Origin of the sequence: Patulibacter sp. (assembly GCF_030655195.1) — a bacterium.
GTDB lineage: Bacteria > Actinomycetota > Thermoleophilia > Solirubrobacterales > Solirubrobacteraceae > Patulibacter.
Genome location: NZ_JAURWA010000182.1, coordinates 1 through 21,333, shown reverse-complemented (window position 1 = coordinate 21,333; position 21,333 = coordinate 1). Strand labels below are relative to the sequence as shown.

21 protein-coding genes are annotated in these 21,333 nt (G+C 74.9%); 7 read left to right on the top strand and 14 right to left on the bottom strand.

Annotation, left to right across the window (positions count from 1 at the left end):
- The first annotated feature begins 49 nt into the window (after window positions 1-49).
- On the top strand, window positions 50-646 hold the full coding sequence (locus tag Q7T67_RS19750) for a PepSY domain-containing protein (RefSeq protein ID WP_304793978.1): 597 nt from the start codon (window positions 50-52) through the stop codon (window positions 644-646).
- 18 nt (window positions 647-664) lie between these two features.
- Here Q7T67_RS19750 and Q7T67_RS19745 read toward each other — a convergent pair whose 3' ends face one another.
- From Q7T67_RS19745 to hisC, 3 genes are all read right to left on the bottom strand, one after another.
- Window positions 665-1,090, bottom strand: coding sequence for a hypothetical protein (locus Q7T67_RS19745; RefSeq protein WP_304793976.1), 426 nt, complete (start codon window positions 1,088-1,090; stop codon window positions 665-667).
- Window positions 1,091-1,254: 164 nt separating this feature from the next.
- Window positions 1,255-3,102 carry a glutaminase A gene (gene glsA, locus Q7T67_RS19740; RefSeq protein ID WP_304793973.1) on the bottom strand — a complete coding sequence of 616 codons (1,848 nt, stop codon included), beginning with the start codon at window positions 3,100-3,102 and terminating at the stop codon, window positions 1,255-1,257.
- Window positions 3,103-3,189: 87 nt separating this feature from the next.
- Window positions 3,190-4,299, bottom strand: coding sequence for a histidinol-phosphate transaminase (hisC, locus tag Q7T67_RS19735; protein ID WP_304793970.1), 1,110 nt, complete (start codon window positions 4,297-4,299; stop codon window positions 3,190-3,192).
- A 190-nt stretch (window positions 4,300-4,489) separates the two neighbouring features.
- On the opposite strand from hisC, the gene Q7T67_RS19730 reads away from it, so the two are divergent.
- Window positions 4,490-6,148 carry a peptide chain release factor 3 gene (locus Q7T67_RS19730; protein ID WP_304793967.1) on the top strand — a complete coding sequence of 553 codons (1,659 nt, stop codon included), beginning with the start codon at window positions 4,490-4,492 and terminating at the stop codon, window positions 6,146-6,148.
- Between the two features lie 5 nt (window positions 6,149-6,153).
- Here the strand turns inward: Q7T67_RS19730 and aroH are convergent, their stop codons facing one another.
- From aroH to Q7T67_RS19715, 3 genes are all read right to left on the bottom strand, one after another.
- Entirely contained in the window at window positions 6,154-6,522 is a 369-nt protein-coding gene (gene aroH, locus Q7T67_RS19725) for a chorismate mutase (protein WP_304793964.1), read from the bottom strand.
- 92 nt (window positions 6,523-6,614) lie between these two features.
- Window positions 6,615-7,331 (bottom strand): pseudouridine synthase, encoded by a 717-nt coding sequence (locus Q7T67_RS19720; protein ID WP_304793961.1) that lies wholly within the window; start codon window positions 7,329-7,331, stop codon window positions 6,615-6,617.
- A 165-nt stretch (window positions 7,332-7,496) separates the two neighbouring features.
- On the bottom strand, window positions 7,497-8,978 hold the full coding sequence (locus Q7T67_RS19715; protein ID WP_304793960.1) for a cryptochrome/photolyase family protein: 1,482 nt from the start codon (window positions 8,976-8,978) through the stop codon (window positions 7,497-7,499).
- Window positions 8,979-9,140: 162 nt separating this feature from the next.
- On the opposite strand from Q7T67_RS19715, the gene Q7T67_RS19710 reads away from it, so the two are divergent.
- Together Q7T67_RS19710 and Q7T67_RS19705 are read left to right on the top strand one after the other, a co-directional pair.
- Window positions 9,141-9,704: a dihydrofolate reductase family protein gene (locus Q7T67_RS19710; RefSeq protein ID WP_304793957.1), complete on the top strand. Its 564-nt coding sequence runs from the start codon at window positions 9,141-9,143 to the stop codon at window positions 9,702-9,704.
- A gap of 216 nt (window positions 9,705-9,920) precedes the next feature.
- Window positions 9,921-11,492 carry an FAD-dependent monooxygenase gene (locus Q7T67_RS19705; RefSeq protein WP_304793954.1) on the top strand — a complete coding sequence of 524 codons (1,572 nt, stop codon included), beginning with the start codon at window positions 9,921-9,923 and terminating at the stop codon, window positions 11,490-11,492.
- A gap of 73 nt (window positions 11,493-11,565) precedes the next feature.
- Here the strand turns inward: Q7T67_RS19705 and Q7T67_RS19700 are convergent, their stop codons facing one another.
- The 6 genes from Q7T67_RS19700 to Q7T67_RS19675 all read right to left on the bottom strand — a co-directional run bounded on the left by Q7T67_RS19700 (window position 11,566) and on the right by Q7T67_RS19675 (window position 15,937).
- Window positions 11,566-12,015 (bottom strand): VOC family protein, encoded by a 450-nt coding sequence (locus Q7T67_RS19700; protein ID WP_304793951.1) that lies wholly within the window; start codon window positions 12,013-12,015, stop codon window positions 11,566-11,568.
- 52 nt (window positions 12,016-12,067) lie between these two features.
- Complete coding sequence (locus tag Q7T67_RS19695; RefSeq protein ID WP_304793949.1) at window positions 12,068-12,640, bottom strand: cysteine hydrolase family protein; 573 nt, start codon at window positions 12,638-12,640, stop codon at window positions 12,068-12,070.
- 42 nt (window positions 12,641-12,682) lie between these two features.
- Window positions 12,683-13,855, bottom strand: a complete 1,173-nt coding sequence (locus tag Q7T67_RS19690) for an NAD(P)-binding domain-containing protein (protein ID WP_304793946.1) — start codon at window positions 13,853-13,855, stop codon at window positions 12,683-12,685.
- Window positions 13,856-13,922: 67 nt separating this feature from the next.
- Window positions 13,923-14,300 carry a hypothetical protein gene (locus Q7T67_RS19685; protein WP_304793944.1) on the bottom strand — a complete coding sequence of 126 codons (378 nt, stop codon included), beginning with the start codon at window positions 14,298-14,300 and terminating at the stop codon, window positions 13,923-13,925.
- Between the two features lie 10 nt (window positions 14,301-14,310).
- Window positions 14,311-15,495 (bottom strand): RNA polymerase sigma factor, encoded by a 1,185-nt coding sequence (locus Q7T67_RS19680; protein WP_304793941.1) that lies wholly within the window; start codon window positions 15,493-15,495, stop codon window positions 14,311-14,313.
- Window positions 15,496-15,520: 25 nt separating this feature from the next.
- The gene (locus Q7T67_RS19675; protein ID WP_304793938.1) at window positions 15,521-15,937 is read right to left on the bottom strand and encodes a YciI family protein; all 417 of its coding nucleotides are present in this window, start codon (window positions 15,935-15,937) and stop codon (window positions 15,521-15,523) included.
- 143 nt (window positions 15,938-16,080) lie between these two features.
- Here Q7T67_RS19675 and rlmN point away from each other — a divergent pair, with 143 nt between their 5' ends.
- A complete protein-coding gene (gene rlmN, locus Q7T67_RS19670; protein WP_304793935.1) occupies window positions 16,081-17,067 on the top strand; it encodes a 23S rRNA (adenine(2503)-C(2))-methyltransferase RlmN in 987 nt (328 codons plus the stop codon).
- A gap of 103 nt (window positions 17,068-17,170) precedes the next feature.
- Here rlmN and Q7T67_RS19665 read toward each other — a convergent pair whose 3' ends face one another.
- Entirely contained in the window at window positions 17,171-17,830 is a 660-nt protein-coding gene (locus tag Q7T67_RS19665) for a response regulator transcription factor (RefSeq protein ID WP_304793932.1), read from the bottom strand.
- Window positions 17,818-18,930, bottom strand: coding sequence for a sensor histidine kinase (locus tag Q7T67_RS19660; RefSeq protein WP_304793930.1), 1,113 nt, complete (start codon window positions 18,928-18,930; stop codon window positions 17,818-17,820). Before Q7T67_RS19660 ends, Q7T67_RS19665 begins: the two co-directional genes overlap by 13 nt.
- A gap of 165 nt (window positions 18,931-19,095) precedes the next feature.
- On the opposite strand from Q7T67_RS19660, the gene Q7T67_RS19655 reads away from it, so the two are divergent.
- Together Q7T67_RS19655 and Q7T67_RS19650 are read left to right on the top strand one after the other, a co-directional pair.
- Window positions 19,096-20,040 carry an ABC transporter ATP-binding protein gene (locus tag Q7T67_RS19655; RefSeq protein WP_304793927.1) on the top strand — a complete coding sequence of 315 codons (945 nt, stop codon included), beginning with the start codon at window positions 19,096-19,098 and terminating at the stop codon, window positions 20,038-20,040.
- Window positions 20,037-21,131 carry an ABC transporter permease gene (locus Q7T67_RS19650; RefSeq protein ID WP_304793924.1) on the top strand — a complete coding sequence of 365 codons (1,095 nt, stop codon included), beginning with the start codon at window positions 20,037-20,039 and terminating at the stop codon, window positions 21,129-21,131. The genes Q7T67_RS19655 and Q7T67_RS19650 overlap by 4 nt, the downstream gene beginning before the upstream one ends.
- Window positions 21,132-21,333: the final 202 nt, after the last annotated feature.

Here is a 21,333-nt window from a genome sequence, read left to right as displayed (position 1 = left end):
TCCGCAGCGCGGAGCCGGCCGGGGCGGACCACCCACCCGAGGAGCAGCCATGACCCGCACCCGCACCGCCCTGATCGCCGTCTCGCTCGCCGCCGCCACCGCGGCCGGCGGCGTCGCGATCGCCGGCGCCGACGACCGCGCCGCCGACACCGGGCAGGCCGTCCTGACGGCCCCGGCCGACGCGGCCACCGGCTCCCCCGCCCCGGTCTCGCGCACCCGGGCCGGCGACGACGGCCTGACCCACGCCCAGGCGACGAAGGCCCGGCGCGCGGCGCTGAGGCAGGTCCCCGGTCGCGCCGTGCAGATCGAGCGCGACGCCGACGACGGCGCCGTGACCTACGACGTCAAGGTCCTCACCCGCGGCGGCCGGGCGCGCGAGGTCCACCTCGACAGCGCCTTCCGCGTGGCCCGCACCACCCGCGAGGACCGCGACGGCCTGACCTACGCGTCCGCCGGCAGGGCCGGCAGCGCGGCGACGAAGCGGGTGAAGGGCCTCGTCACCGGGATCGACACGGAGGACGACGGCCGGGTCCGCTACGAGGTCGAGGTCCTGACCGCCGGCTCGACCGAGCGCGTCGTCCGCCTGTCCTCGTCCTTCGGCGTCGTCACCGGCCAGACCGGCGACGACGACGGCGACGACGACTGATCCGGTCCGCGGCGGGCCTCAGGCCCGCTGCGCCCCCGACACCCCGTCGACGACGGGCGCCCGCACCAGCCGCGCGCGCAGCGCCGTGGTCACGTGCCGGCGCTGGGCGACCTCGTCGCGGTCGTCGTCGGGGTCCTCGTCCAGCACGCGGCCGTAGGGGCCGGGCTCCCAGCGCTGCAGGTCCTCACCGCGACCGATCGCCCGGATCGCGCGGTCGCGGACGTCGGTCTCGAGGACCCGGCCGTGCAGCTGCAGGGCGGCCAGCGCGATCCAGAACGAGGCCGCCAGGGACGGCGAGCCCGCGACCTCGTCGACCCAGTCCTCGACCAGGCGTCGCGTGGCCCGGGCGGGGCTGGTCCCGCCCGCCAGCGCGGCCTCCCAGTCGCCGCGCACGTCCGCGGCCAGGTCGTCGTCGTCGAAGAGGCCGGAGTACCAGGAGTCCATGGTGGGCCGACCGTAGGCCGCGAGCGCCGCCGCGATGCGAACGTTCGGTGACCGTCGACCGCCGGGGCGGGTCCCGCTCCGCCACCGGCGGCCCCCGCCGTCCTCGACACCTCGCGTGGGACGGCACGGCGTCCGCCCTCGCGGGTCCCCCCCCCCGCCCGGCGTCAGGCCGGCGCGACCACCGGCTCCTCGCCCGCCCCGGCCGGGCGCCGCTGCGCGAGCGCCTGGGCGGCCCGCGCGTCGGACTCGAAGAAGTGGGTGATCAGGCCCTCGACGAGCGCCAGCCGCACCCCGGGCGCCTCGACGCCGAGCGCCGCGAACCCCTCGGGGTCGAGGATCAGCAGGTCGGTCCGGTGCTCCGCGACGACGTCGGCGGCGTGCGTCCGGCCGGCGACGAGCGCCAGCTCGCCGAAGCTCATGCCGGCGGCGAGCGTCGCGACGCGACGGGGGCGGCCGTCGGGACCGTCCACGCTGACGGTCACCCGCCCCGAGAGCAGCAGGTGGATCCCGGCGGGCTCGTCGCCGCGCCGGACGAGGACCTCGCCCTCCTCGGCGGTGTGGGCGCGCAGGTGCGGCCGCAGGAGCTCGAGCCCGTCGGCGGAGAGGGCCGCGGTGAGCGGGTGGGCCTCCAGCGTCATCCGCTCGATCCGGCAGCTCGGCGTCCCGTGGCGGGCGAGCAGCTCGTCCTCGCACCACTCGACCGCGCCGTCGAGGCCGCCGTGGCGTGGCGGCCAGGAGTCCTCGCCGTGCTCCTCCTCGGGCAGCACCCCGTCGGGGTCGACGATCGCGACCTCGCAGCCGGATTCGCGCAGGCGGCGGCGCGCCTCGGCGAGCATCCGCCGCGCGACGCCGGCGACGTCGTCGACCCGTCGCAGGTCCAGGACGAGGAGCTCGAGGTCGTCGCTGCGGCGGGCGATCTCGCGGACCACCGTCTCCGCGCCGGCGAAGTGCAGATCGCCGTGCAGGGCGTAGATGCGGGCGCGACGGCCGTGCTCGCGCAGGACCTCCTCCTCGTCCTCCGTCCGGCGACGCCGCGACGGCCGGTCGAGCAGGTCCCACGACGCGCGCACGGCGGAGCGGGCGCTGCGGGAGACGTGGAGGAAGTGCAGCTCGAGCTCGCGCGAGAGCTTGCGGCAGGCCTCGACGCCCCGGACGCTGTTGCCGTGGTCGTCCAGCCGCGGCGAGAACACGGCGACGCCGATCTGGCCGGGGAGGACCGCCAGGACCCCGCCGCCGACGCCGCTCTTGGCGGGCATGCCGACGCCCGAGACCCAGTCGCCGGCGCCGTCGTACATGCCGCAGGTCGTCATGACCGACAGGACCCGCTCGACGAGGTGCGGGGCGAGCACCTGCACCCCGGTCCGCGGGTGGGTCCCGTTGTTGGCCAGCGTGGCCGCCATCAGCGCCAGGTCGCGGGCGTCGACGAGCAGCGAGCACTGCCGGAAGTAGCGGTCGACGACCGGCTCGGGATCGTCCTCGAGGATCGCGACGGTGCGCAGCATGTGGCCGATGGCGCGGTTGCGGTGACCGGTGCGCAGCTCGGAGCGGTAGATCTGCTCGTCGAGCTCCAGGTCGCGCCCCGCCCACGCCGAGTAGGCGGCGCGGACGCGGTCGAAGGACTCCTCGGCCGTGGCGCCGGCCACGAGCGACGCGGCGGTGATCGCGCCGGCGTTGATCATCGGGTTGCGCGGCCGGCCCGAGACGGGGTCGAGGCTGATCTCGTTGAACGCGTCGCCGGAGGGCTCGACGCCGACCTTCGCGTCGACCGCCGCGGTCCCGCGGTCGGCCAGCGCCAGGCCGTAGGTGAAGGGCTTGGAGATCGACTGGATCGTGAACGGGACGCGCGAGTCGCCGGCCTCGTAGAGGTAGCCGTCGGCGCTGGCGACGCAGATCCCGAAGCGGTCGGGATCGGCCGCGGCGAGCTCGGGGATGTAGTCCGCGACCGCCCCGGAGCGGTCGGCCCCGCAGTCGGCGAGGATGGAGTCGACGTAGTCCTGGACGACGGAGCGCACCGCCCGAACCTAGTGCAGCGACGCGACGTCTCCGCGGGCGCGGGGCGCACGTGCCCCGCCCCGGCGGTCCCGGCCCCGGCGGACCGCTCAGGCGAGCGCGCCGCGGAGCTCGCGCAGGAAGCGCTCGTTCTCCTCCGGCGTGCCGTACGTGACGCGCAGGGCGCCGGGACGGCCGAGGGCGCCGCCGGAGCGCACGAGCACGCCCGCGTCGCGGAGCTGCCCGATGACGCGCGTCTCGACGGCCGACCGCTCGTCGTCGGAGGCGTCGTCCCCCGCGGGCAGGTCGAACCACGAGAAGTTCGCCTCGGACGCGGCGGGCTCGATGCCCAGGCCGCGCAGGCCCTGGGCCAGCACGGCGCGCGACTCGCGGGCCTGCGCGATGCGGGCCTGCGTGGCACCGGGGTGGCGCAGCGCCTCGGTGGCGGCCGCGGCGGCGGCGACGTTGACGACGAACGGCTGGCGCACGCGCTCGACGGCGGCGACGAGCTCGGGCGAGCTGCAGAGGCCGTAGCCGACGCGCAGGCCGGCCAGCCCGTAGAGCTTGGAGAACGTGCGCAGGAGCATCAGGTGCGGGTGCTCCTGCAGCAGGGGGATCGAGTCCTCGGGCCGGTACTGCTCGGCGAACTCGATGTACGCCTCGTCGAGCAGCACGACGACGTCCTCGGGGACCTTCGCCAGGAACGCGCGGATCTCGTCGAGGCCGACGGCGGTCGACGTCGGGTTGTTCGGGTTGCAGACGATGACCAGGCGCGTGCGGTCCGTGATCGCGGCGGCCAGCGCGTCGAGGTCGTGCCGGTGGTCGCCGTCGAGCGGCACACGGACCGCGGTGGCGCCGGAGGCGGCCTCGAGGTGCGGGTAGACCGAGAACGCGGGCCACGCGTAGACGAGCTCCGAGTCCGGGTCCAGCAGCGCCTCGCCGAGGGCCAGGAGGACCTCGCAGGACCCGTTGCCCACCGCGATCAGGGACGCGTCCACGCCGGAGTGCTCCGCCAGCGCCTCGCGCAGCGGCCCGTACGAGGGGTCCGGGTAGCGGTTGGTCGCGCCGAGCGCGGCGGCCGCGGCGGCCACGACCTCGGGCAGCGGCGGGTCGGGGCACTCGTTCGACGCCAGCAGCGCCACCCCGTCGGGCAGGCTGTACCCGCCCGCGGCGGGGTAGTGCGGGATCTTCGCGGCGCGGTCGGTGATCTTCAGGGGCACGACGCCATGGTCCCACGTCGCTCCCACGGGCCGCGGCGAGGCGGGCCGGACGGTCGACCGCCCGTGACCGGGGGTTCGACCCCGCGACGTCGCGGGCGGGACGGCACGCGGTCCACGGCGGGCGGGCGGGGGCTGCGCCGCGGGCCGTGGGAGGCGCGGGAGATCCCCCGGCCTTCGTTAGGCTCGGGAGATGGCCGAGACCCCCACGTCGGCCCCTGCCGCGCCCTCAGACGCCGCCGCACCGACGACCGCGGCGACCACCGAGCTCCGGCGCGAGGCCGGTCGCCGGCGGACGTTCGCGATCATCTCCCACCCCGACGCCGGCAAGACCACGCTGACGGAGAAGCTCCTGCTCTACGGCGGTGCCGTCCACGAGGCCGGCGCGGTCAAGGCGCGGGCCGGAGGACGCAACGCGACGTCGGACTGGATGCAGATCGAGCGCGAGCGCGGGATCTCCGTCAGCTCCACGGTGCTGCGGTTCGTCGTGGGCGACGTGGTCGTCAACCTGCTCGACACGCCCGGCCACCAGGACTTCTCCGAGGACACCCTGCGGGTGCTCGCCGCGGCGGACTGCGCGGTGATGGTGATCGACGCCGCCAAGGGCATCGAGCAGCAGACCAAGCGGCTCTTCCAGGTGGCCCGCGCCCGCCGGATCCCGATCATCACGTTCGTCAACAAGTGCGACCGCCCGGGCGTCAGCGCGCTGCAGCTGCTGGACCACATCGAGAAGGAGCTGGGCCTGCGGGCCACGCCGGTGACCTGGCCGGTCGGCGAGGGGCAGGACTTCTGCGGCGTGATCGACCGGCGCGACGACACGTTCCACCGCTTCACGCGCACCGCCCGCGGCTCGTCGATCGTCGACGACGAGGTCGTGCCGGCCGACGGCGCCGGCCTCGACGACGATCCCCGGTGGGCTGCAGCGCGCGAGGAGGTCGACCTGCTCGACGCCGTGGAGGCCGACCACGACCCCGAGGCGTTCGCGGCGGGCAGCTCGACGCCGCTGTTCTTCGGCTCGGCGGTCTGGAACTTCGGGGTCGACGCGCTGCTGCAGGCGCTGCAGGAGATCGCGCCGGCGCCCACCCCTCGGCCGACGACGGACGACGTCCCCCGTCCGCTCGAGGCGACCTTCTCCGGGTTCGTCTGCAAGGTGCAGGCCAACACCGATCCGCGGCACCGCGACCGGATCGCCTACGTCCGCATCTGCTCGGGGCGCTTCGAGCGCGGGCTGAAGGTGCAGAACAGCCGGAACGGCCGACCGTTCACGATGCACCACGCCCACGCGGTGTTCGCCCGCGAGCGCCAGGACCTCCCGGAGGCCTGGCCCGGCGACGTGATCGGCGTCGTCGGCGCGCTGGACCTCCGCGTCGGGGACACCCTGCACGCCGGGTCGGCCGTCGTGGCGTTCCCGCCGATCCCGACCATCCCGCCCGAGCGCTTCGCCGCGGCCGTCAACCGCGACGCCCGGCGGCACAAGCAGTTCCGCAGCGGCCTCCAGCAGCTCGACGAGGAGGGCGTCGTCCGTCTGCTCCAGCGCGGCGGCGTCCAGGACCCCCGGCCCGTCCTGGGCGGGGTCGGCGCGCTGCAGTTCGAGGTCGCGGTGCAGCGGATGAAGGACGAGTTCGGCTGCGAGATCCGGCTGGACCCGCTGCCGTGGACCGAGGCGCGGCTGATCGACCCGGAGGACGTGCCGACGGTCGAGGGCGACGGGGCCGGCGTCGCCCTCAGCGGGGCGGACGGCGCGGTCTTCGCCGCCTTCCCGGACGGCTTCCAGCTGCGCCGCTTCGCGTCCCGCCACCCCGACGTCGAGCTGCGGGAGCTCGTGAACACCGCCTCGGGCGTCCCCGCCTAGCCTTTTTATTGGGCGGAGTCGAGGTCCTTGCGCAGGGCCTTCGCCCGGCCGAGGTAGACGTGCTGGGCGCGGTGCTCCTCGTCCGTGCGCTGGTAGTGGGCCATCACGCGGATGATCTTCGGCAGCGCGCCGGGGACGTCGATCTCGACCGCGCACATCAGCGGCACCTGGTCGAAGCCCATCTGCCGCGCCGCGGCGGCGGGGAACGCGGCCTTCAGGTCGGGCGTGGCCGTGAAGATGCAGGAGACCATGTCGTCGGGCTCCAGCCCGTTGCGGTCCAGGAGCTCGTGCATCAGCTCGGTGGTCCGGGCCAGGATCTCGTCCGCGTCGTCGTCTTCGACGGAGATGGCCCCGCGGAGGGCGTGCAGCCGCATCGGGTTGATGATCGCACCGCGGGGACGCGGGCGATCCGACGGTCGCCCGGGACGGCCGACGCGCCGCGGGTCGCCGTCGCCGTCCGGCGACCTCAGCGGGCGTGGGCCTGCTTGGGCACGGCCCGCAGCGCGGCGACCTCGGAGGCCTCCAGCGCGCGCCACTCCCCCGGCTTCAGGCGTCCCACGTCGAGCGGCCCGAGCTTGACGCGCCGCAGCGAGAGGACGGGGTGGTCGACCGCGTCGAGCATCCGGCGGACCTGGCGCTTGCGGCCCTCGCGCAGCGTGATCCGCAGCAGCTTGGGGTTGAGCAGCTCGACGCCGGCGGGCAGGGTCGGCCCGTCCTCGAGCTGCACGCCGGCACGCAACGCCTCGACGGTCTCGGGACCGACCGGGCCCCCGGAGACCTCGGCGATGTAGACCTTCTCGACCTCGTAGCGCGGGTGCGTCAGCAGGTCGGCCAGGTCGCCGTCGTCGGTCAGGAGGATCAGGCCGGTGGTCTCCGCGTCGAGGCGGCCGACGGGGTAGAGCCGGCGCCCGTCGGCGGGGACGAGCTCGACGACGGTCGGTCGCCGGTGCGTGTCGTGCGCGGTGGAGACGACGCCCGCGGGCTTGTTGACGGCGAAGACGACGGTCTCGGAGACGGGCCGCACGGAGCGCCCGTCGACGCGGACGTCGTCCTCGTCGGTGACGTCGCGGGCGGGGTCGGCGACGATGCGGCCGTCGACGGTCACGCGGCCGGAGTAGATGATCTCCTCCGAGGCGCGGCGCGAGGCGACGCCCGCGTGGGCGAGGAACTTCTGCAGGCGCACGTCAGGTGCCTTCCGGTCGGCCCGGGCCGCCGGGCCCGGTCTGGTGGTCCCGCGCGTCCATGGTCGGGAGAGGATGGCAGGTGCCGCGCCCTCCCCAGCACGGTCGTCCCGGGCCGGACCCGGCGCCCGCCCCCGGCCGCCCTGCCGCGCCCGTCGTCCGGCGGCTCACCCGGCGGTGCCCCGGAGCTCCCGGCGCGCCGAGCGCGCGCGCTCCCGGATCAGGTCGAGCTCGTCGTCGGGGATCTTCGCGAGCGACCGCAGCGGCATGGCGATCCGGTGGTTGCCCTGCAGGTCCTCGCGGTGGCGGTCCAGGAAGTCCCAGTAGAGGGCGGTCAGCGGGCAGGCGTCCTCCCCCGTGCGCTTCTTCGGGTCGAAGCGGCACGACGGGCAGTGCTGCGACATCCGGTTGACATAATTCCCGCCGGCGGCGTAGGGCTTGGTCATCATCTCCCCGCCGTCCGCGTAGAGGGCCATCCCGGCGGCGTTGGGCGCCATGACCCACTCGGCCCCGTCGACGAAGCCCCGGGCGAACCAGCGGACGAGCTCCCACGGGCGGATCCCCGACGTCAGGCCGATCGTCCCGAGCACCATCAGGCGCTCGATGTGGTGCGCGTAGCCGGTCTCCCGCACGGACCGCACGGTCTCGTCGAGGCAGCGCCAGCCGGAGTCGGCCTCGCGGTACGCCTGCGGCAGCGGCTCACGGGCCCGCATCGCGTTGCGCTCGGGCCACTGCGTCGCGCGCAGCCAGTACATCCCCCACACGTACTCGCGCCAGCCGACGATCTGCCGGACGAAGCCCTCGACCGACTGCAGTGGCGCGTCGTCCCGCAGGTACGCGCGCTCCGCCGCACGGACCGCCCGCATCGGGTCCAGCACGCCGAGGTTCATGGGGACGCTGAGGTTGGAGTGGAAGAGCGTGCGCTCGCCGTCGACCATCGCGTCCTGCCACGGCCCGAAGCCGGCCAGCCGGCCCTGCACGAACGACCGCAGCGCCGACGTCGCCTCCTCCGGCGTCACGGCGAAGCCGCGGGGTGCGTCGTCGCCCCAGAAGTCGATGCCGGTCGCGTCGAGGTCGCGGCGGACCTCCTCGTCGATCCCGTCCTCCGTCGGCCGCCACGGCGCCGGGGCGTCGAGTCCGCCCTTCGGCGGCGGCCTGCGGTTGTCCGCGTCCAGGTTCCACTTCCCGCCCGCGGGCTCGCCGGCGTCGTCGACGAGCACCTCGAGCCTGCGGCGCTGCTCGCGGTAGAAGTCCTCCATCTTCAGCGTCCTGCGGCCCTCGGCCCAGCGCTCGAACGCCTCGGGGCTCGTGAGGAACTGCGGTGCAGCGGTCAGCTCCACGCCGCGCTCCTGCAGCGCCTGCAGCATCGCCCACGACGAGGGGTAGGCGCAGACGACGTCGCCCTCGATCGCGTCGACGCCGTCGAGCAGCCGGTCCTCGGTGCGCTCCTCCACCTCGACCCGGCCGTCCTCGCGCAGCTCCGCCGCGAGGTGCCGCATCCCCGAGAGCACGAGGTGGGCGCGCTGGCGGTGCAGGCCGGGGCGCGCCAGCAGCGCGCGGGAGGTGACAAGGACGACCCGGTCGACGCCCTCGAGCGCCGGGTTGTCGCGCGAGAGCTGGTCGCCGAGGACGAGGGCGGTGCGGGTCACACGGGGTCACTACCCGTCGATCGCCCTGGCGACGACCGGCCGGGCGCGGCAGGATGGGCGCCGAGCGCCGCCCGCGATGAGTTCGCGCCTCCACGGGCGTCCCGGCTTGCACGACCCGCGACCCGCCGTCCGGCGGCCGCCCCATCCTTCCCGGAGCCCCACATGCGCCAGATCATCGTCACCGCCTTCGTCTCCGCCGACGGCGTCATGGAGGCACCCGGCGGCGAGGCCGGCTACCGCAACTCGGGCTGGACGTTCAAGGACGTGCCGTTCGACCCCGCCGCGTTCGAGATCAAGGGCCGCGAGCAGGAGGAGGCCGGCGGCCTACTGCTGGGCCGCACGAGCTACGAGGCGTTTGCCCCGGTGTGGCCGACGATGGACGACTTCGCCCGCTACAACGCGCTGCCGCGCTGGGTCGTCTCGACGACGCTGGAGCAGGACGACGACCGCTGGCCGGCGACCGTCCTGCGCTCGACGGACGAGGTCGCCGCGCTGCGGCAGGAGGACGGTGCGCCCCTCCTGGTCCACGGCAGCGCGACCCTCGGTGCGAGCCTCGCCGACGAGGGCCTGGTCGACCGCTACCACCTGCTCGTGTTCCCGCTGCTGCTGGGCGCCGGCAGGCGTCTCTTCAGCGAGGCGGACAAGGACGCCACGAAGCTCGAGCTCGTCGAGAGCGAGGCCTACGGCAACGGCGTGCAGAAGCAGGTCTGGGACGTCGTGCGCTGAGTCCGGGAGAGACGGCGAGGCGCGGACGGGCGGTCTCGGCGCCACAGGTGCAGCCGACCTGCCGCGGGAGCGGGACCGACCCACCGCTCTCCACATCCAATGTATAGCGCACACGAACCGCTCATGAGGTCCTGACGGCGCCCCCATACTCGCCCGTCGATGCCGAGGATCAGCGCCGACGGGAGTGACGGAATGCAGGGGAACGGGAGCGACGGGATGGACGCCGACGTGATCGTCGTGGGGGGTGGCCCGGTGGGCCTGATGCTCGCCGGGGAGCTGCGGCTGGCGGGCGTCCGGCCGCTCGTGCTCGAGCGGCACGCGGAGGTCGGGCACTCCCCCAACGCCAACGGGCTGGGCGGGCAGATCGTCGAGCTCCTGCGGTACCGCGGCCTGCTGCACCGCTTCGCGGCGGTGGCGCTGGACCCGGACCCCGAGATCCCGGGCTACCCGTTCGGGGGCATGCACCTGGACCTCTCGCGGCTGAGCGATCCCCCGCTGAAGGGCCTGCGGCTGCAGCACCCGTCGGTCGATCGCCTGCTCGCCGAGCGCGCGGTCGAGCTCGGCGCCGAGATCCGCCACGGTCACCGGGTCGTCGGGGTCGAGCAGGACGACCACGCGGTGACCGCCCGGGTCGAGGGCCCGGACGGGACCCGCTCCGTCACGGCGCGGTTTCTCGTCGGCTGCGACGGCGCCCACTCGCGGGTCCGCGGGATGGCCGGGATCGCCTTCCCCGGCGTGACCTACCCGGACGTCCACCGCCTCGCCGAGGTCGCCCTGCACCCGTCGGTGACGGTGCACGAGAACGGAGACCTCGACGTCCCGGGGCACGGGTCGGTCGAGGCGGGCTTCACGCGCGGCGAGCACGGGGTCTTCGCGATGGGCTCGACCGGCCCGGGGTCGCTGATGGTCCAGACGATCGAGGACGAGGAGGGCCCCGCGGACGACGAGTCGCCGATGACGATGGCCGAGCTCGGCGCGAGCATCCGGCGCGTGCGCGGGGTGGACCTGCCGCTCGGGGAGCCCCGCCGCCTGTCGCGGTACCGGCACGAGGCCCGCCAGGCCGAGACCTACCGCGCCGGTCGCGTCCTCCTCGCCGGCGACGCCGCGCACGTGCTCCCGGCGACCGGGATCGCGCGCAGCGTCGGGATGCTCGACGCGGTGAACCTGGCCTGGAAGCTCGGCGCCGAGGTGCGGGGCCGCGCACCCGCCGGCCTCCTGGACAGCTACCACCGCGAGCGCCGGCACGCCGGGGCCCGCGCGATGCTGCAGAGCCAGGCCCAGGTCGCCCTCCGCCGCGGCCTCGACGGGGCGGCCGACGCGCTGCGCGAGCTCTTCCAGGAGCTGCTGCAGGACGAGGCGCCCTCGCGTCGGTTGGCGGCGATGGTCTCGGGCTCCGACGTCCGCTACCCGCCGCCCGGCCCCGGCCCCGGCCCCGGCCCCGGCGTCGGCGTCGGGGAGGGAGGCCGGCGGCACGAGCTGGCCGGGAGGTTCGTCCCGGACCTCGTCCTCCGCGGCGCAGACGGCACCACGACCAGCGTCGCGGAGCTCCTGCGACGCGCCCGGCCGGTCCTCCTGGTCCTCGCCGACCGCCCGGAGCTGCACGACGCCGTGGCCGGGTGGCGCGGCCGGGTCGAGGTCCACGCGGCGACGACCGACGACCGCCCCGCCGACGCCCTGCTGGTCCGCCCGGACGCCCACGTCGCCTGGGCGGCGGCGGTCGGCGAGCCCGGTACGACCGCGGTGCCGACGCTGCGGGAATCGCTCGCGACGTGGTTCGGCGCGGGGTGAGCGCACCTCGACGGGCGGGCGGGCCCGAGGGCCCGTCCCGTCGCCGAGCCGGCGGACCGCCTCCCTTCGCGGGTCAGTCCCAGCGCTGCAGCTCGAGGATGTTGCCCTCCGGGTCCCGCGCGTAGACCACCCGCAGTCGCCCCTTGCCGGGGACCTCCGTCTCGGCGACCGTACCCAGCGAGGAGCCGCCCGCGGCCAGCAGCTGCGCGAGCGTCTCGTCGACGTCGTCGACGAGGAACGCGAGGTGCCCGAAGCCGAGGCGGTCGGCGGTCGGGTGGGACTGCTCGACGGTCTCGTCGTACTGGAAGACCTCGAGCGTCGGTCCGTCGGGACCGTGCCCGGGCAGCAGCAGGTGCTGCCCTCGCAGGTGTGCTCCCCCGAGCCCCGTCGACTCGTCCAGCCAGGCGCCGCCGAGGTCCCGCTCCGTCCCGGACGGCGTGCAGCCGAAGACCTCGACGTAGAACGCGGCGAGGCGACGCCAGTCGCGGGCGACGAGGTTCGTGTGGCGGTAGACGGGGGCCATGGGACGGACCATAGCCCGGCGATCCCGGTCCGCCGTACCCGGCGCCGGTCCCTCAGACCAGGTGGGCCGTCGCCACCACCGTGGCGAACTCGCCGTCCAGGTTCGTCGCCGTCGCGGCGGCGAGCTCGTCGGCGGTCATCGTGCCGCCGTCCGGCCGTCGGCGGTCGAACGTGTGGGTCGCGTCGAGGACGAACAGCACGCGGTGGCCGAGGTTGCCGCCCACCCGCGCCGTCGTCTCGCAGCAGTGGTTGGTGGTGATCCCGCAGACCACGATGCCGTCGAGGTCCCGACCGCGCAGCCACGCGTCGAGGTCCGGGGTGCCGTGGAAGCTCGAGTTCACGCTCTTGCGCACGACCAGGTCGTGGTCGACGGCGAGGAGGTCCTGGAACGCGTTCCCGGGCCGGTCGGGGTGCAGCGGCGAGTCCGGGTCGGCGGAGTCGTGGCGGACGAGGACGATCGGGCGTCCCCCCGTCGCCCAGGCGTCGAGCAGCCGGGCGATGTTCGACTCGCACGAGGGGGTGTTGCGCGGGCCCCAGTACGCCGCGTCGTCGAACCCGCGCTGGACGTCGACCACGACGAGGGCCAGCCGGTCGAGGTCGGGGAGCTCCGGGGTGGCGAGGTCCATGTACCGAGTCTGGCGGGTCGGGCCCGCGGCGGGACGCTCGCCTCACCGACCGGGCCGCGCCCCCGTCGGCCGGGGCACCCCGAGGTGCTCGGCCAGCGCCCACGCCGCCTGTCGTCCCGCGCGGTTGGCCCCGACGGTGGACTGGGAGGGGCCGAAGCCGATCAGGTGCACGCGTGGCTCGTCCGCGACCCGGGTGCCGCGCATCTCGATGCCCCCGCGGTCGTTCCGGAGGCCGAGCGGGTCGAGGTGGGGCAGGTGGGCCTTGAAGCCCGTGGCCCAGAGGAGGACGTCGACCGGGGTGAGCGTCCCGTCGGGCTCCCGGACGCCGTCCGGCTCGATCGACGCGAACATCGGCCGCCGGTGCAGCACGCCGCGTTCGCGGGCGGCCAGGGCGGAGGCGGACCAGATCTGGCCGGTGTAGGAGACGACGCTGCCCGTCGGGTCGCCCGCCTCGACGTCGGCGGTGACCCGCTCGATGATCATCCGGCCCTCGACCTCGGGCCGGAACTCGCCGTCGCGGAAGACCGGCTCCCGCCGCGTGTACCAGAGGACGGTCGCCACCCGGGAGACCTCCTCGAGCAGCTGGATCGCCGAGATCCCGCCGCCGACGATCGCCACCCGCCGGCCGGCGAGCTCGTCCGCGGACACGTAGTCCCGGGTGTGCAGCTGCCGGCCGCGGAAGGTGTCCCGGCCGGGGTACGCGGGCAGGACCGGGGTGTTCCAGGTGCCGGTGGCGTTGATCACCGCCCGGGTCCGCCACCGCCCCGCATCGGTGGTGACGAGGAGGTCGCCGTCGGGGTCCGCGTCGGCGCGCGTGACCGCGGTGACGGTCACCGGGCGGCGGATCGGCAGGTGCTCCGCCCGTTCGAACGCCGCGAAGTACTCCGGCACGGCGTCGCGGCTGGGCGCGTCCGGGTCGATCGGCGGCTTCGGGAACCGCGGCAGGTCGAAGATGCCGTTGACCGTGCGCATCGTCAGGGAGGCCCACCGGTGCCGCCACGCGCCGCCCGGTCCGTCCTCGGCGTCCAGCACGACGAAGGTCGCGTCCGGCGCTGCGGGGGCGGCACCGGTGGCGTCCACCGGGTCTCCGGCCCCCGGGACGGCCGCGAACCCCCGCCGCACGAGGTGGTGGCCGGCGGAGAGGCCCGCCTGCCCCGCACCGACGACGACCACGGTCGCCCGCCGGCACGCCTGGTCCTCCGTCGCGTCGCGCACGTCCCCCAGTGTCCCGCGGCGGTCCGACGGCGTCGATCAGGACCCGTCGTGCCGCCCGGGTCGGTGCTCAGACCCCGAGCCGCGCCCTGACCTCCGCCGACCACTCGACGTACTCCACGACGGCCCCGAACGGCATGCGGACCGTGGCGTTCCGGCCCGTCTCCTGGGCCGCCGGCCCCCGCAGGACCTCGGCGCCGAGACCCCGGGCGCGGTCGAGCGCGACGTCGAGATCGTCGACGACCGAGGTGACCTGGGTCTCCCGGAAGCCCGCGAGCACCTCCTCGGGGCCGGCCAGCACGAGGACGTCGCCAACGAGCGCGAGCTCCAGACCGGAGGCGTGCGAGAAGCGCAGCCGCGGCTCGGGCGCGCCGGCGTCGGTGAAGAGCCCGAGCGCCGGCTCGAGGTCCGAGACGTAGACGCGGGCGAAGGTGGCGAGCGTTCCCACCCGCGGAACGCTAGCCGTCCCCGTCCGCGCGCCGGCCGTGGGCGGCATCAGGCCGCAGCAGCCCCTGCCGGACGCGCGCCGCCTGCCGGGTGAGGTGGTGGCGCTCGGCCAGGTTCGACGCCGCGGCGGCCGCGTCGGCGTAGAGCCCCGCCGCGGTCGGCAGGTCACCGGCGCGCTCGTGCAGGTGGGCCGACGCGGCGGTTCGTCGCGGGACGGACGGGTCCACCCCGGCCAGCGCCGCGAGGCCGGCCCGGGCCCCGTCCGCCTCCCCCACCGCGACCGCGCGGTTGAGCGCGACGACGGGACTGCCCGTGAGGGCCAGCAGCTCGTCGTACCAGGCGACGATCTGCACCCAGTCGGTCTCGTCGGCGCGCGGGGCGTCGGCGTGCAGGGCCGCGATCGCGGCCTGGACCTGGAACTCGCCGTGGCGGTCGCGGGCGAGCGCGCCCTGCAGGATCGCGACGCCCTCCGCGATCAGGTCCGTGTCCCAGCGACCGCGGTCCTGCTCGGCGAGCGGGACGAGGCTGCCGTCCGGCCGCGTCCGCGCGGGTCGGCGCGCGTGGTGCAGCAGCATCAGGGCCAGGAGGCCCGCGGTCTCCTCGTCGTCGGTGAGCCCCGCGAGCTGCCGCGCCAGCCGGATCGCCTCCGCGGCGAGGTCGACGTCGCCGGAGTACCCCTCGTTGAAGACGAGGTAGAGCACGCGCAGGACCGTGCCCAGGTCGCCCGGCCGGTCGAACCGCGCGTCGGCGACCGTGCGCCTGGCGCGGCTGATCCGCTGCGCCATCGTCGCCTCGGGCACGAGGTAGGCGTCGGCGATCTGCCTCGTGGTCAGCCCGCCGACGGCGCGCAGGGTCAGCGCGACCGCCGAGGCCGGCGAGAGCGACGGGTGGGCGCCGAGGAAGAAGACCTCCAGCGTGTCGTCGACGTCCACCGTCGGGCCGGGCGGCGGCTCCAGCTCGACCCGCTCCTCGCGGTCCCGGCGCGCGGACTCCGCGCGGTGGGCGTCGAGGAATCGTCGCCACGCGACGGTCACCAGCCAGCCCTTCGGGTCGTCCGGACGCCCGTCGGCCCAGGTCGTCGCGGCCTGGACCAGCGCCTCCTGCACGGCGTCCTCGGCGGTCGCGAAGTCCACCCCGCGGCGCACGAGAACACCGATCACCGCGGGGGTGAGGTCCCGCAGGAGCAGCTCGTCCATCGCCCCGACCCGGTCGGTCGGCGGGTCAGTCGGTGTGGCAGGTCGAGGCCGGGGGCTGCTGCAGGAACGGCCGCAGCTCGAGCCACTCGTGGATCGGCTCGCCGTTCGCGCCGGGCGCCGCGGAGAGCTCGCCGGCCAGCTCGACCGCGCGGTCGTGGGAGTCGACGTCGATGATCATCCAGCCGGCGATCAGGTCCTTCGTCTCCGCGAACGGCCCGTCGGTGATCGGCGGCCTGCCCCCGCCCTGGGACCGGACGAACGTGCCGTCCGGCGAGAGCGCGTCGCCGCTGACGTACTCGCCGGTCTCCTCCAGCCGGGCGGCGAAGTCGCGCATGTACCGGATGTGCGCATCGACCTCCTCCGGCGTCCACTCCGCCATCGGGACGTCGTTGACGGCGGCGGGGGCACCGCGGTAGTGCTTGAGGAGCAGGAACTTCGGCATGGTGGTTCTCCTTGTCGTGGTGCGGCGGGGATCACCGCATCTGCCCCTGGGACGGAGCCACCGGGCGGTTCTCGACATCCTCGCCGAAACCCGTTCCCACGACCACCCGAGGACCGGCGCCCTGCGCCTGCCATCATCGCCCTGTGGATCTGAACCTCCTCCGCAGCACCCTCGAGGAGCTCGGCCAGCCCAAGTTCCGCTTCGACCAGGTGTGGAAGTGGACCGCCGAGGGCGCCCGTGGCTACCACGAGATGTCGAACCTGCCGGCGAAGCTCCGCGAGGACCTGACCGAGAAGGTCCCGTTCTCGACCCTCTCCGAGGTCACCCGCGCGACCGCCTCGGACGGCACGGTGAAGCTGCTCCTGAACACGAAGGACGGCCGGCCGATCGAGACCGTCCTCATGCGCTACAAGGACGGCCGCCGGTCGATCTGCGTCTCGTCGCAGTCCGGCTGCCCGCTGACCTGCACGTTCTGCGCGACCGGCGCGATGAAGTTCGGCCGCAACCTGACGGCCTGGGAGATCCTCGACCAGGCCCTGCACCTGCGCCGCATCGACGAGCTGAACCACTGCGTCTTCATGGGCATGGGCGAGCCGATGATGAACCTCGACGCCGTGCTCGAGGTCTGCCGCCGCCTCCCCGACCTCGGGATCACCAACCGCCGCACCGGCATCTCGACGGTCGGCTGGGTCCCCGGGATCGACAAGCTCACCGAGAGCGACGTCCCCGTGCGCCTGGCGTGGTCGCTGCACTCCGCCGACTCGCAGCTGCGCAGCGACATCATGCCCGTCAACGACCGCTACTCCCTCGCGGACGTCAAGGCCGCGTGCGACCGCTTCTACGAGAAGCGCCGCAAGATGGTCTTCGTCGAATACATCATGCTCGGCGGGGTCAACGACTCGGTCGAGCAGGCCAAGCTCCTGGCCGACCTGCTGGAGCCGTGGAAGTACAAGATCAACCTGATCCCGTACAACCCGACCGACTCGATCTACGACGGCTCCGAGCGCGACCAGATGGAGCGCTTCCGCCAGGTCCTCGAGGACGAGGGCTTCAACGCGACGATCCGCCTCATCCGCGGGCGCGACATCGACGCGGCGTGCGGCCAGCTGGCCGCGAAGGCCGCCGCGTAACACACGGGCCGGGGCCCGCACCCCGTGCGGGTGGACCGTGTACCGCCGTCGCCCGAGGTGCTTTCGGCCCGAGACACACGGGCCGGGGCCCGCACCCCCTCCTTCAGCCCGTCGCCCGCAGGTAGGCGAGCACCGCTAGGACGCGACGGTGGTCGCCCTGCGAGACCGGCAGGTCGAGCTTCTGGAACAGGCTGGTGACGTGCTTCTCGACCGCGCCGCCGGTGACCACGAGCGCCTCGGCGATCGCCGCGTTCGTGCGGCCCTCGGCCATCAGGGCGAGCACCTCGCGCTCGCGCGGGGTCAGGCGCTCGAGCGCCGGGTCGCTCCGCGCGTCGCGGCCACGGACGAGCTCGGCCACGACCTCGCGGTCCAGCGCCGTGCCGCCGCCGGCCACGCGCCGCACGGCGTCCATGAACGCGCGGACGTCGCCGACGCGCTCCTTGAGCATGTAGCCGATCCCGCCGCTGCCGGCGGAGGACAGGAGCTCGGCGGTGTAGACCGGCTCGACGTACTGCGACAGGACGAGGACGGCGAGCGGCGGATGGATCTCGCGTGCCTCGATCGCCGCCCGGAGCCCCTCGTCGGAGAACGACGGCGGCAGACGGACGTCGACGATCGCCAGGTCGGGGCGGTGGCCGCGCACGATCCGCAGCAGCCCCTCGGCGTCCTCGGCCTGGGCGACGACCTCGACGCCGTGCTCGCGCAGGAGCGCGACGATCCCCTCCCGCAGGAGCGCGTGGTCCTCGACGATCACGACGCGCACGGCAGCTCCGCCCTGACGGTGGTCCCGGTGCCCGCGGCGCTCGTGACGAGCAGCCGCCCGTCGAGCGCCTCGACGCGGTGACGGAGCCCCGTCAGGCCCGACCCGGCCGGGTCCGCGCCACCGGGACCGTCGTCGGCGACCAGGACGACGAGGGCCCCGTCCTCCTCGCGCAGCGTCACGCGGACCGCGGCGCCCGGCACGTGCTTGCTCGCGTTCGTCAGCGCCTCGGCGATCACGAAGTACGCCGCGGACTCGACGACCGGTGCGGCGCGGGCACCGAGGACCGCGTCCACCTCGACCGGCGAGGCGGAGCGCCGGCCCAGCGCGTCGGCCGCGGCGGCGAGGCCGCGGTCGGCGAGCACGGGCGGCGCGATGCCCCGGGCGAGGTCGCGCAGCTCACCGATCGCCGCGGACGCCTCGTCGCGGGCGCGCCGGACGAGCGCCAGGGTCGCCTCGTCCCCGGAGTCCTCGAGACGCGCCTCGGCACGGCCGAGCTGCATCGTCAGGGCCACGAGGCGGACCTGCGCGCCGTCGTGGAGGTCGCGCTCGATGCGGCGCAGCTGGTGCGCCTGCACGTCCAGCGCGCCGCTGCGGGTCCGCGTCAGGACGTCGACCCGCTCGACGAGCTCGCTGGAGCTCGCCCACGGCAGCCTCCTGCGGTGCACGATCGCCGAGAGCGTCGCCGCGACGACCGCGTAGCCGGTCAGGGACCACCGCGGATAGAAGGTGCCGGCGCCGGCCAGCAGCCAGACGAGCACGTCGACGACCGCCAGCGCCGCGAGGGACGCCATCGTCACGCGGTAGGCCTTGCCCGGGCGCGACGGCGTGAGCGCCGCCCAGCGCACGAGCAGGTGCACGGCCACCGAGATCGCGAGCCCGAGCCAGACCCAGCGCGGCCAGAAGTAGTCGCCTGACGTGGCGGCCCACGTCGCCGTCGCGGCGGCGCCGGCGACGACGGACAGGGCGACGTGCAGGCCGAAGGCGGCATCGGGCTGACCGTCGGCCTCGACGGGAACGGGGCCCGGGGGCGTGACTGCGGCTCTGGGCTCGGCGGACATCGGCGCGGCGCGCGGCCGGACCACGACCGCCTCGACGCCCATCGTCCCACGTGCGTGCGGCGCGGCGCGGGCGGCGGCCCCGGGTGGGGGTCCCAAGAGGTGGCACGTTCCCTCGGAAGGTGGCGCACGAACACCAGAACGGATCGTTCACCGATGCTCCCGCGCAGGCACCACGGGCGTCTGTGTGCGCTGCTACCGTCGGCCGCCATGGCCCTCCCCCAGCCGTCCGCCCACGCCTCACCCTCGGCGCCGCCGGGAGGCGCCGGTGTCGTCGTCGAGGACCTCTCGAAGCGCTACGGCGACGTCGAGGCGGTCCGCGGGATCAGCTTCGACGCCCGTCCGGGCGAGGTCTTCGGCCTGCTCGGCCACAACGGCGCCGGCAAGACGACGACGATCCGCATGCTGACCGGTCGCACCCCGCCCAGCGGCGGCAGCGCGACCGTCGGCGGGCACGACATCGTCGCCGACCGCGAGGCCGCGCGTGGTCTGCTGAACCTCGTCTTCGAGGACCAGAACCTCTACGAGCGCCTGAGCGGCCGGGACAACCTCAAGCTCTTCGCCGACCTCTACGGCGCCCCGGCCGGACGCACCGACGAGCTGCTCGAGCGGGTCGGCATCGCCGGCGCCGCCGGCCGGAAGGTCAAGACGTACTCGACCGGCATGAAGCAGCGCCTGGTGCTCGCCCGCGGCCTGATCAACGACCCGCAGGTGCTGTTCCTCGACGAGCCCACCCGCGGTCTGGACCCGATGTCCGCCCGCAACCTGCGCTCGATCGTCCGCGACCTCAGCGACCAGGGCACCACGATCGTGCTGACCACGCACGACATGGTCGAGGCGGACGAGCTCTGCCACCGCGTGGCCTTCCTCTCGGAGGGCCGCATCATCGCCCTGGACACCCCGCAGGAGCTGAAGCTCCACGTCGGGGGCCGGACCGGGGCATCGCGGTCCGCGCGCGTGCTCCTCGACGACCGGACGGTGCACACCGTGGTCCTCGACGACCCGGAGCAGGACGAGCGCCTGTCCGCCTGGCTGCGCGAGGGTCGGGTGCTCACCGTGCACAGCGACGAGCCGTCGCTGGCCGACGTCTTCGTCGCGCTGGCCGGGCGGAGCCTCGACGAGGACGAGTCCACCCGGACGGAGGCGGCGTCGTGAACCTCTCCCGGGTCTGGGCCATCCTGCGCAAGGACCTCCTCGACGCGATCCGCGACGGGCGGGTCCTGGCCATCATCATCGTGCCCCTGGCGCTGGGCATCGTCTACTCGATGATCTATCCCGACCAGGAGCCGCGGCCGAAGGCCGACGTGGTCGTGGTCGGCAGCGCGAGCAACACCGACGCGAAGCGGCTGTCGGTCGCCCTCCCCCGCGACGTCGGCCGGGCCCTGGACCTGACGGTCCGCGTCGAGCCAGACGAGGCGACGGCGCGCGACGCGGTCGCCGAGGACGACGCCGACGTCGCGGTCGTGGTCCCCGAGGGCCTGATCGCCGACGCCGAGGCGGGCCGGGCACCGCCGCTGCAGGTCCTCGTCGGCCCCGACGCCTCGCCGACCGCGCGGGCCGTGGTCGACCTGCTGCCCACGTCCGTGGGCAAGCTCGCCGACCGGGCCCCCGCCGCCCAGGTGGCGGTGCGCGACGTCGCCCCGACCTCGCCCTCCGCGATCGACGAGCTCGGGCTGAGCAACTACTTCGTGCTCGCGGCCGTCGTGATGACCGTCGGCTTCATCGGCCTGCTGGCGACCCCGATCGTGCTGGCCGAGGAGATCGAGAAGCGGACGATCGAGGCGCTGCTGCTCGCCGCCCGCGGGCCCGAGGTCCTGGCGGCCAAGTCGCTCGTGGGGGTGATCTACTCGGTGGCGGCGACCGCCATCCTGCTCGCGGTGACCGGGGTCCCGATCGAACGACCGCTGCTGTTCGTGGTCGGCACGCTGGGCATGGTCGTCTCGATCGTCGGGTTCGGCCTCTGCCTCGCCTACCTGTTCCGGGCCGCGGACAAGCTGAACACCTGGGGCTGGGTCATCGTCATGCCGGCCATCGCCCCGGCGTTCATCGTCGGCGTCGACCCGCCCGGCTGGCTCGACGCGATCGTCCAGGCCGTGCCCACCGGTCAGGGCATGCGGCTGATGGTCGACGGCGCGCTGCCGACCGACGTCTTCGGCGGCCTGGGGCTCGCGCTCGTCGTGTTCGCCGTGTGGGGCCTGGGCGGCCTGCTGGTGCTGTCGCGGCTGCTGCAGCGGCGCGGCAGCTGAGGCCCGGTGGGCGGGTCCGCGCGGTCGCGCGGGCCCGCCCACCGGTCGTGGCGCGACGTGTGACGATCCTGTTGCCGGAATGACAACAGCAGTGTCCTTCAGGGCCACGGTCCGCTATCGTCGGCATCGAGCGCGTCGGACCCTCCGACCTGCCGGACGCCGAGAAGACGGCGAGCACGCTGGTCCGCGCCGCGATGACCCG

Coding starts and splice junctions, on each gene's coding strand:
- Q7T67_RS19750 (WP_304793978.1), top strand. CDS start 50: ATGACCCGCACCCGCACCGCCCTGATCGCCGTCTCGCTCGCCGCCGCC.
- Q7T67_RS19745 (WP_304793976.1), bottom strand. CDS start 1,090: ATGGACTCCTGGTACTCCGGCCTCTTCGACGACGACGACCTGGCCGCG.
- Q7T67_RS19730 (WP_304793967.1), top strand. CDS start 4,490: ATGGCCGAGACCCCCACGTCGGCCCCTGCCGCGCCCTCAGACGCCGCC.
- aroH (WP_304793964.1), bottom strand. CDS start 6,522: ATGCGGCTGCACGCCCTCCGCGGGGCCATCTCCGTCGAAGACGACGAC.
- Q7T67_RS19710 (WP_304793957.1), top strand. CDS start 9,141: ATGCGCCAGATCATCGTCACCGCCTTCGTCTCCGCCGACGGCGTCATG.
- Q7T67_RS19705 (WP_304793954.1), top strand. CDS start 9,921: ATGGACGCCGACGTGATCGTCGTGGGGGGTGGCCCGGTGGGCCTGATG.
- Q7T67_RS19700 (WP_304793951.1), bottom strand. CDS start 12,015: ATGGCCCCCGTCTACCGCCACACGAACCTCGTCGCCCGCGACTGGCGT.
- Q7T67_RS19695 (WP_304793949.1), bottom strand. CDS start 12,640: ATGGACCTCGCCACCCCGGAGCTCCCCGACCTCGACCGGCTGGCCCTC.
- Q7T67_RS19680 (WP_304793941.1), bottom strand. CDS start 15,495: ATGGACGAGCTGCTCCTGCGGGACCTCACCCCCGCGGTGATCGGTGTT.
- Q7T67_RS19675 (WP_304793938.1), bottom strand. CDS start 15,937: ATGCCGAAGTTCCTGCTCCTCAAGCACTACCGCGGTGCCCCCGCCGCC.
- Q7T67_RS19660 (WP_304793930.1), bottom strand. CDS start 18,930: ATGGGCGTCGAGGCGGTCGTGGTCCGGCCGCGCGCCGCGCCGATGTCC.
- Q7T67_RS19655 (WP_304793927.1), top strand. CDS start 19,096: ATGGCCCTCCCCCAGCCGTCCGCCCACGCCTCACCCTCGGCGCCGCCG.